This is a genomic window from Streptomyces sp. NPDC048825, assembly GCF_043198355.1.
In the GTDB taxonomy this organism is placed as follows: Bacteria; Actinomycetota; Actinomycetes; order Streptomycetales; family Streptomycetaceae; genus Streptomyces; species Streptomyces xiangluensis.
Map to the genome: position 1 here is coordinate 134119 of NZ_JBICUR010000008.1, position 13769 is coordinate 147887.

The window sequence follows — 13769 nt, forward strand, 5'->3', positions numbered from 1 at the left end:
TTTACGGGCCCCGTCCGGACGCCGTTCGGTCTGAGCCGGTTCTGCGTGTCGACGCGGACAGCCACGCCACCTTGAACAATGTGTTGGGCATGAGGTCGGTTGACGATTTCCGCGCTCGGAGGCGGTTGAGTATCGATGTCTGCACCATCGGTCACGGCTCACAACGCTGTGGAGCCCCTTGTCTCGCCGGTCAACTCACACAACGAGTGGGACCCGCTGGAGGAGGTCATCGTCGGGCGCCTCGAGGGCGCGACGATCCCCTCCCACCACTCGGTAGTGGCCTGCAACATGCCACCATGGGCGGCGCGATTGCAGGGGCTCGCCGCCGGTTTCAGGTATCCGCCCGTGCTGATCGAGCGGGCGCAGCAGGAGCTCGATCAGTTCATCGCTCTCCTGCGGTCCCTCGGCGTCACGGTCAAACGCCCGGACGAGGTCGACCACAGGCGACGCTTCGGCACCCCCGACTGGTCGTCGCGCGGTTTCTGCAACACCTGCCCGCGGGACAGCATGCTCGTGATCGGCGACGAGATCATCGAGACCCCGATGGCATGGCCGTGCCGGTATTTCGAGACCCATTCCTATCGCGCGATCCTCAAGGACTACTTCCGGCGCGGCGCGCGCTGGACGGCCGCACCAAAGCCGCAGCTGACCGACGAACTGTTCGACGCGGATTTCCGCATACCCAAGGCCGACGAGCCGGTGCGCTACATCCTGACCGAGTTTGAGCCGGTATTCGACGCCGCGGACTTCGTGCGCGCGGGACGCGACCTGTTCGTCACACGGAGCAACGTCACCAACCGGATGGGAATCGAGTGGTTGCGCCGCCATCTCGGACCCGGCTATCGCATCCACGAGATCGAGAGCCGCTGCCGCACGCCCATGCACATCGACACCACGTTCGTCCTGCTCGCGCCCGGCAAGGTACTGGTCAATCCGGATTACATCGACGTCGACCGCCTGCCCGACGTGCTGAACTCCTGGGGCATCCTTGTCGCCCCCGCCCCCAATCCGATCTACGATCCCTTGCTCAGGATCACCTCGATGTGCGGCAAATGGCTCAGTATGAACGTTCTCATGATCGACGAGAAACGGGTGATCGCGGAGCGGCACCACACCGAGATGCTGCGCGCGCTCGAAAGGTGGGGGTTCGAGCCGATCCCCTGCGACCTGCGGCACTACGCGCCGTTCGGCGGATCGTTCCACTGCGCGACACTCGACATCCGGCGTCGCGGCACGCTCGAGTCCTACTTCGACTGATCCGCCCGCCGATGGCGCGTGCCAATGGCCCGGACGCGCCATTGCAGCTGAGGCTCGGCGGTTCGCCTCGGCGGACCCTCGAACGATCCCCGGCGGGCTGATGGCCGAGGATCACGTTCCCGTCGCCGGCGGAGACCGGCACTGTCTCGCCATCGTCCTCACTTCCGGGGCCGGCGGCTGAGGCATAAGCCTTGGAGCGGGTCGAGGCAGAGCCATCCGAGCCGGCCGCCGGTCGGCCGTCCCCTGTCGATTGTCGATGCATGCCGCGGCTCCGGATCCCGGTTGCCGAGCAGGCCAAGCCTCGTAGGATCGCCATCAACGGCAGCGACCCACCCAAGCAGATCAGCGGCTGAACCCCGCAGCCACGGGCGGGCGCCTGGGCACGGGGCTCTCGCCGGGCAGCGCACCCTTTCGCAGCCGTGACCGTCCGATCGGGAGGACACCATGCGCACGGACTGGGACGCCTTCCTGTCCGACGTTCAAGAGCGCGGCGAATACCCCACACAGGCGGAGGCAGAGCGCGCTTCCCGAGTAGTCCTCGCTCTGCTCGGCGCGCATCTGGTGGGCGAAGTGCGCCTGGAGTTGGCAGCCGTGCTCCCTGAGACGCTGGCGGGCATCCTGCTCAACCCTCTCCAGGCGCATGAACCGCTCCCGCCCGAACGGTTCATCCGGGCGACCGCGGCCTGGATCGAAGGCGCCACCGAGAAGACCGCGGCCTGGGACGTCAGCGCTGTGCTCAGCGTCGTGGCCGACACCGCGGGCGAAGACCTGACCCAGCGGATTCTGCTCCAGCTCCCGCCCGGCTACGACCTGCTCTTCGGCCGCCCTCAGCCGATCTGACGGCGAGGGCAGTTCTTTCCCCCTACGCCACGCTCGGCTTCAGCGACCAGGCGAACCTCGGCGAAGGCACCATGTGGCCCACCGCCCACCGCCCACGCCCTGACGGAGCTGCCCCCTGCCACCGAGGCACGGATCCCACGCTCACAGGGGCATGTCCGCCGTGAGGGCAACGGGTCGGGGCACCGCGGCGAACGCCGACAGCGTGAACCACTCTGGCACCGCCCGGCGCAGCGCCTCAGGGCCGTCCAGCTTGACCGCGCCGACACGCAGCGCCTCGGACCAGCTGAGGTCACCACGCCAGACTTCGATCATGCGGCGCAGGCCGGCGGTCACCGTTACCGTCACCGCGTAGCCGGGGTCCACGTCGCAGACGTCGGTGTCCTCGGGCGTAATCACCAGCCACCAGTCCCGAGTGCCCGTGGGGACGTCCGGGAAGCTGAAGTGGACCACTGTCCGTCCGTCGGGGACGGCATCACGGACGACGTTTCGATGCAGGTCCCACAACAGCAGTTTCGGATCGAGGTCCTCGTCGCCGATCTGTCCGATCCAGCGGGTGCCCCAGATGCCGAGTGCCTCGATCACCGGCCGCAGTTCGAGTCCGGCCGCGGTCAGAACGTACTGGACCTCTTTGCCGTCGGTTTGCTTCTCCACGACGCCGGCGCGCACCAGCTGGTGCAGCCGCTTGGACAGCAACGTGGGGGACATCCGCGGCACACCGCGGCGCAGATCATTGAAACGTCGGCTGCCGAGGACGAGCTCACGGATGACGAGCAGCGTCCAGCGCTCGTCGAGCAGCTCCATCGCCTTGGCAACAGGGCAGAACTGGCGATACGAGGACCCCATGCCGGGCAGAGTATGCCCCCGCCGCCGGACAAACCAGGCCAGCCGCAGCCGGACGGTCTCGAATGCTGACGCCCCGGTACAGATCTGGGACTAGTAGACGGCGTACCCCGTTCCTAGGCTCTGTGCCGTGGCGGACAACGCGGAAAATGCGGACAACGAGAACAACACAGATAACGCGAACAACGCGGACAACGAGTTCGGGGTTCCCACAGCCGTTGTAGTGCACGGAAGGCGTCCAGAAGGAGTGCTGTCATGAGCGAATTGACCGACGCGGTCGAGGTCGACCGTGCTCTGAAAGCCAAGCACCGGGCGATGTGGGCGCAGGGTGACTACCCTGCCGTGGCAGCCGAGATCATCCCCGAGCTGGGTGTGATCCTGGTCGAGGCGTGCGGAGTGCGCGGTGGTGGCGAGCGAAGCGACATGGGGTCCTCCGGGGGCGAAGGCCGGGGGAGGAGGCTGCTGGACGTGGCGGCCGGCTCGGGCAACGCCGCGATCCCCGCGGCGCTGGCCGGCGCGAGCGTGGTGGCTTGTGACCTGACCCCGGAGCTGTTCGAGGCCGGGTGGCGACTCGCCGCGCAGCGCGGCGCCGAAGTGGAGTGGCGAGAGGCTGACGCCGAGGCGTTGCCGTTCGGGGACGGCGAGTTCGACACGGTGCTGTCCTGCGTCGGGGTCATGTTCGCCCCGCATCACCAGCCCGCCGCCGACGAACTGGTTCGCGTCTGCCGCCCGGGCGGCACGATCGGCTTGCTCAGCTGGACGCCCGAAGGCTTCCTCGGCCAGATGCTCGCCACGATGAAGCCTTACGCGCCGCCGCCCCCGCCGGGTGCGCAGCCTCCGCCCCTGTGGGGAGACGAGGACCACGTCCGCGCCCTGTTCGGAGCCCGGGTCACTGACATCGAGGCGCGTAAACAGACGGTGCTGGTCGACCGCTTCAAGAGCCCTGAGGAGTTCCGCGACTACTTCAAGGCACGCTACGGCCCGACCATCGCCACCTACCGAGCCATCGCCGATGACACCGCCCGCACCGCCGCGCTGGACCGTGACCTCGCCGAGCTCGCCCGGCGATACGACCAAGGGGCGGGCAGCACGGCCATGGAGTGGGAGTACCTGCTGTTCACCGCCCGCAAGTCAGGTGATGAGGTGCATGCTTGATCCTGTGAACGGGCGGGCAGCGGCGTCCGCGTCTCCCGGATGAGACGCCCGCCCTTCACACCCCTGGCCCAGCCGAGGGTGAGCAGCTCACCCAGCAAGGAGCCCACGCATGAACGACGTGTCGGCCTCCTGCCGGCTCATGCCGGGTGCGTCGGACTCTCCGGTGATCCTGCACGTGCCGCACTCCTCGCGGGCGATACCTGCGGACGTACGGGGCGGGATCGTGCTCCACGATCGAGCGCTGGAGCGGGAGTTGGACCACATCACCGACTCGCACACAGCTCGGATCGCGGCGGAGGCCGCCTCTCGTGCCGCCACTGAGCCCTGGCGGTTCGTCAACCGGCTGTCGAGGCTGGTCATCGACCCCGAACGGTTCCCGGACGAGCGGGAGGAGATGCTGGCCGTCGGCATGGGCGCGGTCTACTCACGGACCACACACGGGGAGGAGCTGCGCCCGGCCGACTACGACGCACAGCCGCTCATCGAGCGGTTCTTCCACCCGTACGCCGCCGCCATGACGGACGCCGTGACCCAGCGGCTGGACGCGGTCGGGCGGGCCGTGATCATCGACGTCCACTCCTACCCGACCGAGCGCCTGCCCTACGAGCTCCACGGTGACGGACCCCGGCCGCCCATCTGCCTGGGCCGGGACGACTTCCACACCCCGGCCGATCTGCTGGCCCGTGCCGAGAAGGCGTTCGCGGGCTTCGGCGGCACGGGAGTCAACAGCCCCTTCGAGGGGACGTATGTCCCGCTGAAGTACTACGGGAACGATCCACGGGTCAGCGCCCTGATGATCGAGATTCGGCGGGACGTCTACATGTCCGAGCCGGGCGGCCCGGCCGGCCCTGGCCTCGACGCACTGGCGGGCGCGCTCGCCGAACTGGTCGACATGGCGGGTGAGACCTACCGAGGCCGCTGAGCCGGTCGCACATCCGGAGCGGGAGGGGCACGCTGGAATCAGCCACTCGCGCTGCACGGGCCCGCCGGTGCGGGGACGAGCCCGTACGCCGGTGCACGGGAACAGGACGAGGTGACCACGGATGCGCCACGGGGTCGTGCCACCACTGCGCCTGGCCTGCCGGGGCCCTTTCGGCGAGGAGCGGAGCGGCGGGCATGACCGGCCTGTGGGACCCGGGGAACCCATAGAACCCCTCGGATCGTCGAGCCCGTCTGGGCCAGCCGGCTCGCCGGGTGCTCCGGATTCTTCCGGGGCGACTGATTCTCGGGTCTCCCCGGACACGGCCGACCCGGTGAGCGCAGGCAGGAGCCACCTCCGCAGCCGCGGGCACCGGAGAAGGGAACTGGGTCGCTTCATCCGCATCAGAAGTACGCGCGTATGGCAGCGCGGCAGGGAAGTGGAGCTGATGCACCGGGCCATGGGCTTCGCCGCGCTGGGACTGGTGACGATCGCCCCGCTGCTGATCGTGGTCGCGGCGACCGCCCCGATCCAAGAGCGCGGCTTCGCCCAATGGGTCGTGGACGGCATGGGGCTGACCGGGCGTCCCGCCGACGCCGTGCAGGACCTCTTCGCCGCACCCGGCAAGGTCCTGAGCACGACCAGCGTCCTGAGCGTGGTGCTGCTCGCGCTCTTCGGCGTGCCGTTCGCGGGCAGTGTCCAGACCGGTTACGAAAAAGTGTGGGGCCTGGCGGCCGGGCGCTGGCACACCGTATGGCGACGCGTGGCGTGGCTCGCCGCGCTGACGGCCTACCTCTTCGCCGTAGCGCACAGCGGGGACGTCCTGGGGCCGGGAGCCCTGGGCACATGGGCCCGCATCGGGCTGTCCTCGCTGCTCGGCGCGCTCTTCTTCTGGTGGGGGCAGCGCTTCCTGCTGGGCGGACGGATCTCATGGCGCGCCCTCCTGCCGGGCGCCATCGCCACGATGGTGGGCCTGGGCGGCCTGCGTCTGTTCTCCTCCCTGGTCTTCTCCCCGCTCATCGTGAGCAACGCGGTCTCCTACGGTTCGGTCGGCACCGTCCTGATAGTGACGTCCTGGCTGGTCGGTGTCGGCTTCGTCGTCTTCGGCGGCGCTCTGGTCGGCCGCTACTGGTACCTCCACGAACCGCACTACATTCCGCATCCCCACGCCCGCTCGCAGAAGCACTGAATCGTTGTTCGCAGCCACGACCTCATGATGACGGCGCACTCATCGGACGTCGCCGGCTCGTCCGCATCGGGTGTGATGCGTCAGCAGATCGAACCACTGAGGCATTGCAATGCATACAAGGACGTTCCCGTACCTTCGCCGCGCCGACAGACTGGGCCGATAAGACGATGGAGGTGTACGGGTGGCACGTCGGGCATGTGATGGTTGGGTCCGCAGAACGGCTCGGTGCCCCAGCGGTCGGCCAGTGCGGCGACCAGGAGCAGGCCGCGGCCGGACTCGTCGTCCGGTTGGGGTTCCGGAGGGAGTGCGGGCAGCTTCTCGCCGCTGGTCAGTCCACCTGACGCGAGTCGATCGCCGGGGAGTCGTGACGTGCTCACCCCGACGAGGGAAATCGCACCCGACCGCGTGTTGCTGGCCGTAGGTGCGCAGATCTTCCTCGCGCTCGACCAACCCCTCACCGTCAGCCAGGCGTGGGCGCGCTTCAATTCGGCTGGGTTCAGAGCCCGGGTACCGGATCCGGCCCCGGATCAGAAGCAGCCGTTGACGGTGGCGGCGAGGCCGTCGAGGACTTCCTTGGTGTCGGCCGGGTCGGCAGAGGCCCCGTTCTCGATGAAGGAGAAGACCTTCCAGCGCCCGTCCTGGCCGACGGTGAGACCGCTCAGGGCCAGGGCGCCGGTCAGAGTGCCGGTCTTGGCCTGGACCTCGCCCGTGGCGCAGATGCTGGGTTCGGTGTCGAAACGGCCGAGGCCAGGCCCCAGAGTGGGATCGGCCCGAGGACGGTCTTGTGGCGCGGGTCGGTCAGCAGATCCACCAGGTCCGCGAGAGTGGTGGCGGGTATCCGGGCGGAACGGGACAGCCCGCTGCCGTCGAACAACTCCACGCCGTCGAGCGGGACGCCGTACTCCTCGCTGAGTACCGTGCGCACGGCCGTCGCCCCGCCCTCGAACGTGGCGGGCTGCCCGGCGGCGATCGCGGTCATCCGCAGCAGCGTCTCCGCGATGTTGTTGTCGCTGTTGAGGATCATCCTTTTGACGATCTCGGACAGTGGCGGAGAACTGTGGCTCGCGACCGGCACGTCGCCGGCTGCAGTGGTGCCTCGGACGACCGTGCCGTCCGTGGTGATTCCCCGGTCGGCGAGCAGCCCGGGGAAGACCTCCCCGGCATCGAGGGAGGTGTCCATGACGGGGTTGCCGTCGACCACCAGGGGCCGGACGGGGGAGACCACGTCCGGGAAGTAGCCGTCGGTCCAGCCGGTGGCGAGTGCGGGCTCGGGGAAGAGGCTGTCGTCGACGCGCACCTTGACCGAGGTCAGGCCGGCGGCGGACAGGCCGTCGGCGGCCGTCTTCGCGAGGGCGGAGAGATCGTCGGTGGTCAGGACCCGGTCGCCGCCGCCGATCAGGGTGAGCGTGCCGTCGCCGTAGACGACGCGGGTGGTGAAGCGGTGGTCCGGGCCCAGCGCGGTCAGGGCGGCGGTCGCGGTGGCGAGCTTGGTGTTGGACGCGGGCATCAGTGCGGTGGACGCGTTGTTGCCGAAGATCTCACGGTCGGACTCGGCGTCCATCACGAAGCCGCTGAGATTGGCGCCGAGGCCGGCTTCTTTGATCCGGGACTCCAGATCGTCGGCGATCTTCTGGTCGGTCGGACTCAGGGGGGTGCCGTCGGCCGCGAAGGCCGGGTGGCCTGCCAGGATGGATCCGATGATGGGTCCGGTCGCGGTGAGGCCGAGCACGCGCCGGGCCGTCGGGCTCATGGGTTTTCGCTTGCGATGACGCCCGCCGGCAGACGCGCCGCCGTGGGCGCTGTGAAATCGCCGAAGGCCTGAGCAAGCGGAGTCAGCACCCGCAGTTGATGCTGTGGGTCGCGTGGCTCGTCATCATGGCGGACCAAAAGATCGCCGACAACGAGTCGCTGTTGATGCGGCACCTGGTGAGGCAGGTCCGGGAGCAGCATCAGGTGGTCGACGAACAGCTCGCTCACCTCGTCGATATCGACCCCGACGAGGTGTGGGAGCGCATAGACGCCGAGCCAGGGGATCTGAGCGACATCCTCGACATGGCCGACCAGGTGGCCACGGTGGACGGTGACGTCAACGCGCGCGAGAAAGCCGTCATCTCCGAGCTTCGATATCGCTGCCGCCGAGCCTGACGCCGTCATGCGCTACCTCACACGATGGCGAAGATCTGACGCGTGAGTTGTGGCCTGAACCGCCGTGTGTCCCGCATGCGAAGAGGGCTGTGCGCCCCCTCGCGTTCGCCGAGAGGGAAGCAATCGGTCTCCGCCCAGTTGGTGCTCGGGACGGCTGGGTGGAGCCGCCCGCCCGCCTCTGCAGGACGGGCGGCTCGGGCAGGGCTCAGTAGAGCTTGTTGACAGCCGTCACCGTGGTCGCCTTGAAGTCCGCGACCTGCGCATGTTCGAAGGTGCCCATCTGCGCCCACCGGACGTAGGTCACGGTCCTGCCGTCCCGGCCCACCGAGAACAGGCTGACGTCGGAGGAGCCCCAGTCGGAGACGGTGTGCAGGCCGTGGACGGTCGCGCCCTCCTCGACGTCGATTTTGCCGTAGTCCTTCTCGGTCGCCGTGAGGTCGGGAGTCTCTTCCATGAGCCGCTCGGCACAGTCGGCGATCTTCTGGCGCAGCAGGGCGGCAAACGCCTTGGCCCGCTGCTCACTGCGCTCCACCACGGTGACCTGGAACGCGTTGGTGTCGTACTCGGTCCAGTACTCACGGTGGCTGGAGATGGACGGCAGCGCCTCCCCCACGCAGACCGGCGGGTGCTCGGGCTGCCCGGCGACGACCGGACCGGCGTACCAGGGCGACATCGGGTGCGGCGGCAGCTCACCCGGTTCCAGGAACCGGGGAGAGCCCGCAGCCATCGCCGGGGCGGCAGCCAGGGTGAGTACGGCCCCGGTGGCCAGCGCGGCCAGCGCGAGCCGGGTACCGCGGATGCGGACGTTCATGATTCCCCCATGCGTTGTGTGTCGAGACGACCGGATGCGGAAGGAGGGGACGCGCTCGTGCGGCCCGCCAAGAACCTTCCGGTCATGACGTCTCGTAAGGCTCATTAAGGTGCTCTTCTGTTGCTCTGCACTCTTGCTGCAGATATGCAATGAATGTCACCGGACGGCAACGGAGCACGTGTTCTCCCGTGCCCCGGAGGGGGTTGGGTCCGCTGTTAGGGTGCTGCGCAGAAGTTGAGTACGAGGCGGGGGCGTTGAATATCGGCCGGTACCGGATCACAGACGTTGCGGACATGCCGCCTGCGTTGGCGACGGTCTTGGGGGTGGTCGTGATCGCCCTTCTCGCCGGGGTGGTGTGGGCACTGCTGTGGCTACCGGACCACACGAAGCTCAGGAGTCCGGCCGCACGCGAGCGCGCGAAGCGCCGCAAGGAAAGCCAGAAGCGACAGAAGGAACTGCGCTCGCGCCGGGAGTCCCTGCAGCGCAAGGCAGCCCGGCGCGAAGACACGACATAGCAGCGCTCCCCCTTGGCGGACCGGGGAAGTCTCCCCAACTGACCTGCTGGCGTGAGGACTTCAGCCGGACCGGGAACCCACTTCGGCCCATACGGTCTTGCCGCTCGGTGCATACGGCTCCGTGCCCCAGCGGTCGGCCAGCGCGGCGACCAGGAGCAGGCCGCGGCGTGGTGCCGGACCTCTGACGGACCCGTCGCGAGACGCACCCCTGACGGATGCGTCACCGCGCTATGTCCATGAGTTGACCCTCGACCTTGTGAAGGGCTCAGAGTTCGAGGTGTGGAGAGCGAGATGCGCAGCATTGGTGAGATGGCCCGGGACAGTGGACTGGGCGTGAGCGCCCTGCGGTTCTACGACCGTGCCGGAGTGCTTGTCCCCGCCTGGGTGGATCCGGTGAGCGGCTACCGCTGGTACGGCCCCGAGCAGCTTGAAGAGGCCCGGTTGCTGGCCCGGTTGCGCCGGGCGGGCATGCCGTTGGCGGACATCCGGCTGGTGCTGGCCGGCTGGTCCAGTGCGGACAGCGACCTGGTGCGCAAGCTCCTTCAGACGCATCTGCGCCGTCTTGAGCAGGGGTTGTCCGATGCCCGCAGTGAGTTCTCCACGCTCCGAGCACTACTCGACCACAGGGAGAACGCCATGACTTCGCTCCGCACCGCCACCGTCAAGCTGTCTGTCTCCGCACTTGAACTGGCCGCCGCGTTGGACGCGGTCCGTTTCGCCGCCAGTACCGACCCGGAGCTGCCGATGCTTGGCGGTGTCCTTTTCGACATCGAGGGCGAGGCACTCGACGTCGTGGCCACCGACCGGTACCGGATGGCCGTCGCCCGGGCGAGTACCGCAGGGCACGGCGGTACCCGCGTGCAAGTCATCGTGCCTGCCCCGCTCGCCGATGCGATGCGGGCGCTGCTGAGTGGCGAGGGACCGGTCCAACTCACCGTTGACGGTGACCGCGTGACGCTGGAGACCGGGGACGGGCGCGGTCAGGCGGCCGGCCAGTGCCTCGATCACGACTTCCCTGACTACCGTCGCCTCGTCCACTTGCCGGCCGGGCGTCGCGTCCTCGTCGATGTGTCGGCGTTCCAGGAGACGGTGAGGACCGGTCCCGTCCGCGCGAGCGACGTGCGCAAGCCGGACGACGTGTCCTGCGACCTCAGCGTGCTCAAGGTGACGGACGACGGCACGGTGACCATCTGCGAGGACGGTGACGACGGCCAGGACCATGTCGCCGTCAACCGCGAGTTCCTGCTGGACGCGCTCGCCGCCGGAGCCAGGGACCAACTGATCCTGGAGTTCGGCGCCCCCACGGCGCCCCTGTCAATCCGCCGTCCCGACACCGAGGACACGTTCTCGATACTGATGCCGGTCCGCCTGGAGAACTGACCGCGGGGCACGCGTCCCCGGGCCGCTCGCTCCTGCGCAAGCCGGGCGCGGCGATGGTCGCGTGGCAAACGTGGTGCACCGCTTCCTCCGACACGCGTGGGACCTTCGCTGGGTCCGGACAGGCTCGCCGTACGGAGCGTGCGGCCCTCTTGTGCGGGCCGAGGACCCCCTCGCCCCGCACAAGCCGTCTTCCGGGCTCGACCGTCATGGCGCCGTCGCGTCAAGGAGCCGCAGCCCCAAGGGAGTTGCCGCGTGCAGGACGGACTTGCCGTCGCGGTGGCTGGCCACTAGGCCGCCGTCGCGCAGGACGCCGATCTGGTAGCTGACGCTGGGCAGGGCCAGGCCCACTGCCGCGGCGACGTCGGAGGTGGTGGGGGCGTTGCGCCGGGCGACCGCCGTGAGGATCGCTGCGCGGGAGCGGCCCAGTAGGCGGATTAGTCCGTCTTCTGTCGTGTGCGGGACGTCGAGCGGGTTCTTGGGCACCGGGTAGACGAGTACGGGGGGTAGGTCGGGGTCCGCCAGGGCGGTTGGGCGGCGCCAGCAGAAGTAGGAGGGGACCAGGAGGAGGCCGCGGCCGTCGAGGTGGAGGTTGCGTTCCACGGGATAGTCCACTTCGAGGATCGGTTCGTTCCAGCGTGCCAGGGGGCGCAGCCCCTCCAGCAGGGCGCGGGTGCCGCCGTCCAGCAGGGCTCGGGTCCGCAGGGCGACATCGTTGGCTACCACCGTACGGACATGGGTCCAGTGCGGCTCCAGCAATGCCCTGTAGTACACGGCAAGGGCGCGGGCCAGCGAGGCGAGTGCGGCATTGCCCGGTCTGGCCAGTGACGTGGTCCAGCTCGGGAGGGGGCGGGACTCGGCCAGCTGCCCCAGCTCCCTGGCCAGTCGGGGGCGCGGGGTCGCGCGTACCTGGTCGAGTGCGGCCGACAGGTCGGGGCCAGTTGTCGGCGGTGTCAGGAAGTCCGGAATGTAACCGGTGCTCGGGATCAATCCCCTCAGCGGCTGAAGGGCATGGTGCAAAGCCGTGTCCCGCTTGATTCTGTCGCGGGCCGTATGGCGCCAACGGCCGAATTCAAGCGGTCCTTGTCCTGTTTGCAATCGGCACATACTGCAGACGAGTTCCCACAGCGGATCGGGCTGCCGGGCGATGCGAATGTTCTGGAGATCGTGGGAGGTGAAGTGAATGCGGAGCATGCATCCTCTTTCGCTCGCAGTCCGGTACGAGCCACGGTCACCCCACGGGCGGTGCGACCGCGGGGAAGGACGAGTCCCGTAGATTCCTGGTTGCGCGGTTGGGCTCATGGAGCGCCCGTGGGGGGCGGTTTTCGGCGCCAGAATGCGAAGTTCCGGATTCCCGCTCAGCGGGCACGGCGGCAGGCATGGCATCAGGCATGGCATCAGGCATGTATCCGGAATGGCGATGCCACATTTCGATGGGTTTCGAAAAGATGGCGGGTGGGGTGCGGGTCCTTCGAGAATCGGGTGGCGCCGAGGAATGACCGGTCGAGCTCGGTCGTCACTCGCCTCTGCCCAGAGCATCCATGAGAGCAAGAGCATCCCTGAGAGAAGGAGTCCGAAATGCGCTTACGTCGTCTGGCCACCGCGACACTCGCGACCGCCGCCTTGACCGCGGGCCTCACGGCCACAGCCGCCGGCCCCGCGTCCGCGGACCGCGACCTGCGCAAGGCCGAGTCCGGCTCGAGCGCCGCCGCACGGACCGCCGGCCAGGAAGGGGAGCAGAAGATCCAGGCCCGCTACACCGTCTGGGCCACGAATGTGAACGTCCGCTGGAATTACCCGAACCTGGCGTGCAACGACTACCCGTCCACCACGAATTGCCAGCTCATCGTCGGCAAGGTGTCGGCGGGCCAGTACTTCAACGTCGGGTGCCAGAAGCCCGGCCAGCCCGTCGGCGGCAACCCGAACTGGGTCTTCATCACCGCGAACGGCTTCTCCGGCTTCATGGCCAGTTACTACATCGAGTATCCGGACAACGTCCTTCCCGACGTTCGGTGGTGCTGATCGCGGACCGGCCTCGGGCCTTCGGGGAGGACTGGCCGCCGCGCAGGGGCTGAGGCCCGTACGCGATCCCGTCGTCACCAGTGCTTCATCCATCCCTGTCGCAGTCGGCAGGCCGTTGTCAGTGGCCCGCGCTAGTCTGCGCGCATCTGACCGATTTCCCCGATCAGGGAGGTTTTGATGGCCACGCGGCTCAATCCGTATCTCAGCTTCGATGGTGACGCCCGGCAGGCGATGGAGTTCTACAAGGAGGTGTTCGGCGGCACGCTGTTGCTGAACACTTACGGCGATTTCGGGCAGGAGAACACGCCCCTCGCCGACAAGATCATGCACGGCATGCTGGAGACCCCGAGCGGCTTCACTTTGATGGGCGCCGACGGCGCTCCGGGGGAGGAGTACACGCCGGGCAACAACTTCTCGGTGGCCCTGACCGGCGACGACGACGCCGAGTTGCGTGGGTACTGGGAGAAGCTGTCGGTCGGCGGCTCGGTTTCCGTGCCGCTGGACAAGCAGATGTGGGGCGACGTATTCGGTATGTGTACGGACCGGTTCGGCATCCAGTGGATGGTGAACATCATTCAGGCGCAGAGCTGAGCTCAGAACGGGACGGGGCGGAAGCGGATTCCTCCGTTTCCGCCCCGTGCCAAATGCACTATGCCCGCCGGCTTCTTCCACACCATTGCGGTCCTCGAACGTACCGAC

15 protein-coding genes and 3 pseudogenes are annotated in these 13769 nt (G+C 68.3%); 11 read left to right on the forward strand and 7 right to left on the reverse strand.

The window, feature by feature from the left end; genetic code table 11:
• Positions 1-135: 135 nt before the first annotated feature.
• From ACGFNK_RS20900 to ACGFNK_RS20910, 3 genes and pseudogenes are all read left to right on the forward strand, one after another.
• Positions 136-1257 carry an amidinotransferase gene (locus tag ACGFNK_RS20900; protein ID WP_393417916.1) on the forward strand — a complete coding sequence of 374 codons (1122 nt, stop codon included), beginning with the start codon at positions 136-138 and terminating at the stop codon, positions 1255-1257.
• A gap of 269 nt (positions 1258-1526) precedes the next feature.
• Positions 1527-1610, forward strand: a pseudogene (locus ACGFNK_RS20905) (Hsp20/alpha crystallin family protein); the annotation flags it as partial.
• 91 nt (positions 1611-1701) lie between these two features.
• Positions 1702-2097: a DUF2267 domain-containing protein gene (locus ACGFNK_RS20910; protein WP_393417918.1), complete on the forward strand. Its 396-nt coding sequence runs from the start codon at positions 1702-1704 to the stop codon at positions 2095-2097.
• A 141-nt stretch (positions 2098-2238) separates the two neighbouring features.
• Here the strand turns inward: ACGFNK_RS20910 and ACGFNK_RS20915 are convergent, their stop codons facing one another.
• Positions 2239-2940 carry a winged helix-turn-helix transcriptional regulator gene (locus tag ACGFNK_RS20915; RefSeq protein ID WP_393417920.1) on the reverse strand — a complete coding sequence of 234 codons (702 nt, stop codon included), beginning with the start codon at positions 2938-2940 and terminating at the stop codon, positions 2239-2241.
• Positions 2941-3192: 252 nt separating this feature from the next.
• Here ACGFNK_RS20915 and ACGFNK_RS20920 point away from each other — a divergent pair, with 252 nt between their 5' ends.
• The 3 genes from ACGFNK_RS20920 (at position 3193) to ACGFNK_RS20930 (ending at position 6200) form a co-directional block, all read left to right on the forward strand.
• Complete coding sequence (locus ACGFNK_RS20920) at positions 3193-4092, forward strand: class I SAM-dependent methyltransferase (protein ID WP_393417922.1); 900 nt, start codon at positions 3193-3195, stop codon at positions 4090-4092.
• A gap of 109 nt (positions 4093-4201) precedes the next feature.
• Positions 4202-5014: an N-formylglutamate amidohydrolase gene (locus ACGFNK_RS20925; RefSeq protein ID WP_393417924.1), complete on the forward strand. Its 813-nt coding sequence runs from the start codon at positions 4202-4204 to the stop codon at positions 5012-5014.
• A gap of 382 nt (positions 5015-5396) precedes the next feature.
• Positions 5397-6200: a ribonuclease BN gene (locus tag ACGFNK_RS20930; protein ID WP_393418246.1), complete on the forward strand. Its 804-nt coding sequence runs from the start codon at positions 5397-5399 to the stop codon at positions 6198-6200.
• Positions 6201-6415: 215 nt separating this feature from the next.
• Here ACGFNK_RS20930 and ACGFNK_RS20935 read toward each other — a convergent pair.
• From ACGFNK_RS20935 to ACGFNK_RS20945, 3 genes and pseudogenes are all read right to left on the reverse strand, one after another.
• A pseudogene (locus ACGFNK_RS20935) lies at positions 6416-6529 on the reverse strand (ATP-binding protein); the annotation flags it as partial.
• Between the two features lie 198 nt (positions 6530-6727).
• Entirely contained in the window at positions 6728-6958 is a 231-nt protein-coding gene (locus ACGFNK_RS20940; RefSeq protein WP_393418248.1) for a D-alanyl-D-alanine carboxypeptidase, read from the reverse strand.
• On the reverse strand, positions 6877-7950 hold the full coding sequence (locus ACGFNK_RS20945) for a D-alanyl-D-alanine carboxypeptidase (RefSeq protein WP_393417926.1): 1074 nt from the start codon (positions 7948-7950) through the stop codon (positions 6877-6879). Before ACGFNK_RS20945 ends, ACGFNK_RS20940 begins: the two co-directional genes overlap by 82 nt.
• A 125-nt stretch (positions 7951-8075) precedes the next feature.
• Between ACGFNK_RS20945 and ACGFNK_RS20950 the strand changes: the two genes are divergently transcribed.
• Positions 8076-8345 carry a hypothetical protein gene (locus tag ACGFNK_RS20950; RefSeq protein WP_393417928.1) on the forward strand — a complete coding sequence of 90 codons (270 nt, stop codon included), beginning with the start codon at positions 8076-8078 and terminating at the stop codon, positions 8343-8345.
• Between the two features lie 205 nt (positions 8346-8550).
• Here the strand turns inward: ACGFNK_RS20950 and ACGFNK_RS20955 are convergent, their stop codons facing one another.
• Complete coding sequence (locus tag ACGFNK_RS20955) at positions 8551-9156, reverse strand: hypothetical protein (RefSeq protein WP_393417930.1); 606 nt, start codon at positions 9154-9156, stop codon at positions 8551-8553.
• Positions 9157-9449: 293 nt separating this feature from the next.
• Here ACGFNK_RS20955 and ACGFNK_RS20960 point away from each other — a divergent pair, with 293 nt between their 5' ends.
• Positions 9450-9671 (forward strand): hypothetical protein, encoded by a 222-nt coding sequence (locus ACGFNK_RS20960; protein WP_393417932.1) that lies wholly within the window; start codon positions 9450-9452, stop codon positions 9669-9671.
• 60 nt (positions 9672-9731) lie between these two features.
• Here the strand turns inward: ACGFNK_RS20960 and ACGFNK_RS20965 are convergent.
• A pseudogene (locus ACGFNK_RS20965) lies at positions 9732-9836 on the reverse strand (ATP-binding protein); the annotation flags it as partial.
• A gap of 126 nt (positions 9837-9962) precedes the next feature.
• Between ACGFNK_RS20965 and ACGFNK_RS20970 the strand changes: the two are divergent.
• Positions 9963-11051: a MerR family transcriptional regulator gene (locus tag ACGFNK_RS20970; RefSeq protein WP_393417934.1), complete on the forward strand. Its 1089-nt coding sequence runs from the start codon at positions 9963-9965 to the stop codon at positions 11049-11051.
• Positions 11052-11255: 204 nt separating this feature from the next.
• Here the strand turns inward: ACGFNK_RS20970 and ACGFNK_RS20975 are convergent, their stop codons facing one another.
• Entirely contained in the window at positions 11256-12038 is a 783-nt protein-coding gene (locus tag ACGFNK_RS20975; RefSeq protein WP_393417936.1) for a DUF5937 family protein, read from the reverse strand.
• A 588-nt stretch (positions 12039-12626) separates the two neighbouring features.
• Between ACGFNK_RS20975 and ACGFNK_RS20980 the strand changes: the two genes are divergently transcribed.
• Both ACGFNK_RS20980 and ACGFNK_RS20985 read left to right on the forward strand, forming a co-directional pair.
• Positions 12627-13070 (forward strand): hypothetical protein, encoded by a 444-nt coding sequence (locus ACGFNK_RS20980; protein ID WP_393417938.1) that lies wholly within the window; start codon positions 12627-12629, stop codon positions 13068-13070.
• Positions 13071-13247: 177 nt separating this feature from the next.
• Positions 13248-13661 carry a VOC family protein gene (locus tag ACGFNK_RS20985; protein WP_393417940.1) on the forward strand — a complete coding sequence of 138 codons (414 nt, stop codon included), beginning with the start codon at positions 13248-13250 and terminating at the stop codon, positions 13659-13661.
• Positions 13662-13769: the final 108 nt, after the last annotated feature.

Bases quoted from the DNA above. Each gene is read 5' to 3' on its own strand.
- ACGFNK_RS20925 (WP_393417924.1), top strand. From the start codon at position 4,202: ATGAACGACGTGTCGGCCTCCTGCCGGCTCATGCCGGGTGCGTCGGAC.
- ACGFNK_RS20960 (WP_393417932.1), top strand. From the start codon at position 9,450: ATGCCGCCTGCGTTGGCGACGGTCTTGGGGGTGGTCGTGATCGCCCTT.
- ACGFNK_RS20950 (WP_393417928.1), top strand. From the start codon at position 8,076: ATGGCGGACCAAAAGATCGCCGACAACGAGTCGCTGTTGATGCGGCAC.
- ACGFNK_RS20920 (WP_393417922.1), top strand. From the start codon at position 3,193: ATGAGCGAATTGACCGACGCGGTCGAGGTCGACCGTGCTCTGAAAGCC.
- ACGFNK_RS20985 (WP_393417940.1), top strand. From the start codon at position 13,248: ATGGCCACGCGGCTCAATCCGTATCTCAGCTTCGATGGTGACGCCCGG.
- ACGFNK_RS20910 (WP_393417918.1), top strand. From the start codon at position 1,702: ATGCGCACGGACTGGGACGCCTTCCTGTCCGACGTTCAAGAGCGCGGC.
- ACGFNK_RS20955 (WP_393417930.1), bottom strand. From the start codon at position 9,156: ATGAACGTCCGCATCCGCGGTACCCGGCTCGCGCTGGCCGCGCTGGCC.
- ACGFNK_RS20970 (WP_393417934.1), top strand. From the start codon at position 9,963: ATGCGCAGCATTGGTGAGATGGCCCGGGACAGTGGACTGGGCGTGAGC.
- ACGFNK_RS20945 (WP_393417926.1), bottom strand. From the start codon at position 7,950: ATGAGCCCGACGGCCCGGCGCGTGCTCGGCCTCACCGCGACCGGACCC.
- ACGFNK_RS20980 (WP_393417938.1), top strand. From the start codon at position 12,627: ATGCGCTTACGTCGTCTGGCCACCGCGACACTCGCGACCGCCGCCTTG.
- ACGFNK_RS20915 (WP_393417920.1), bottom strand. From the start codon at position 2,940: ATGGGGTCCTCGTATCGCCAGTTCTGCCCTGTTGCCAAGGCGATGGAG.
- ACGFNK_RS20900 (WP_393417916.1), top strand. From the start codon at position 136: ATGTCTGCACCATCGGTCACGGCTCACAACGCTGTGGAGCCCCTTGTC.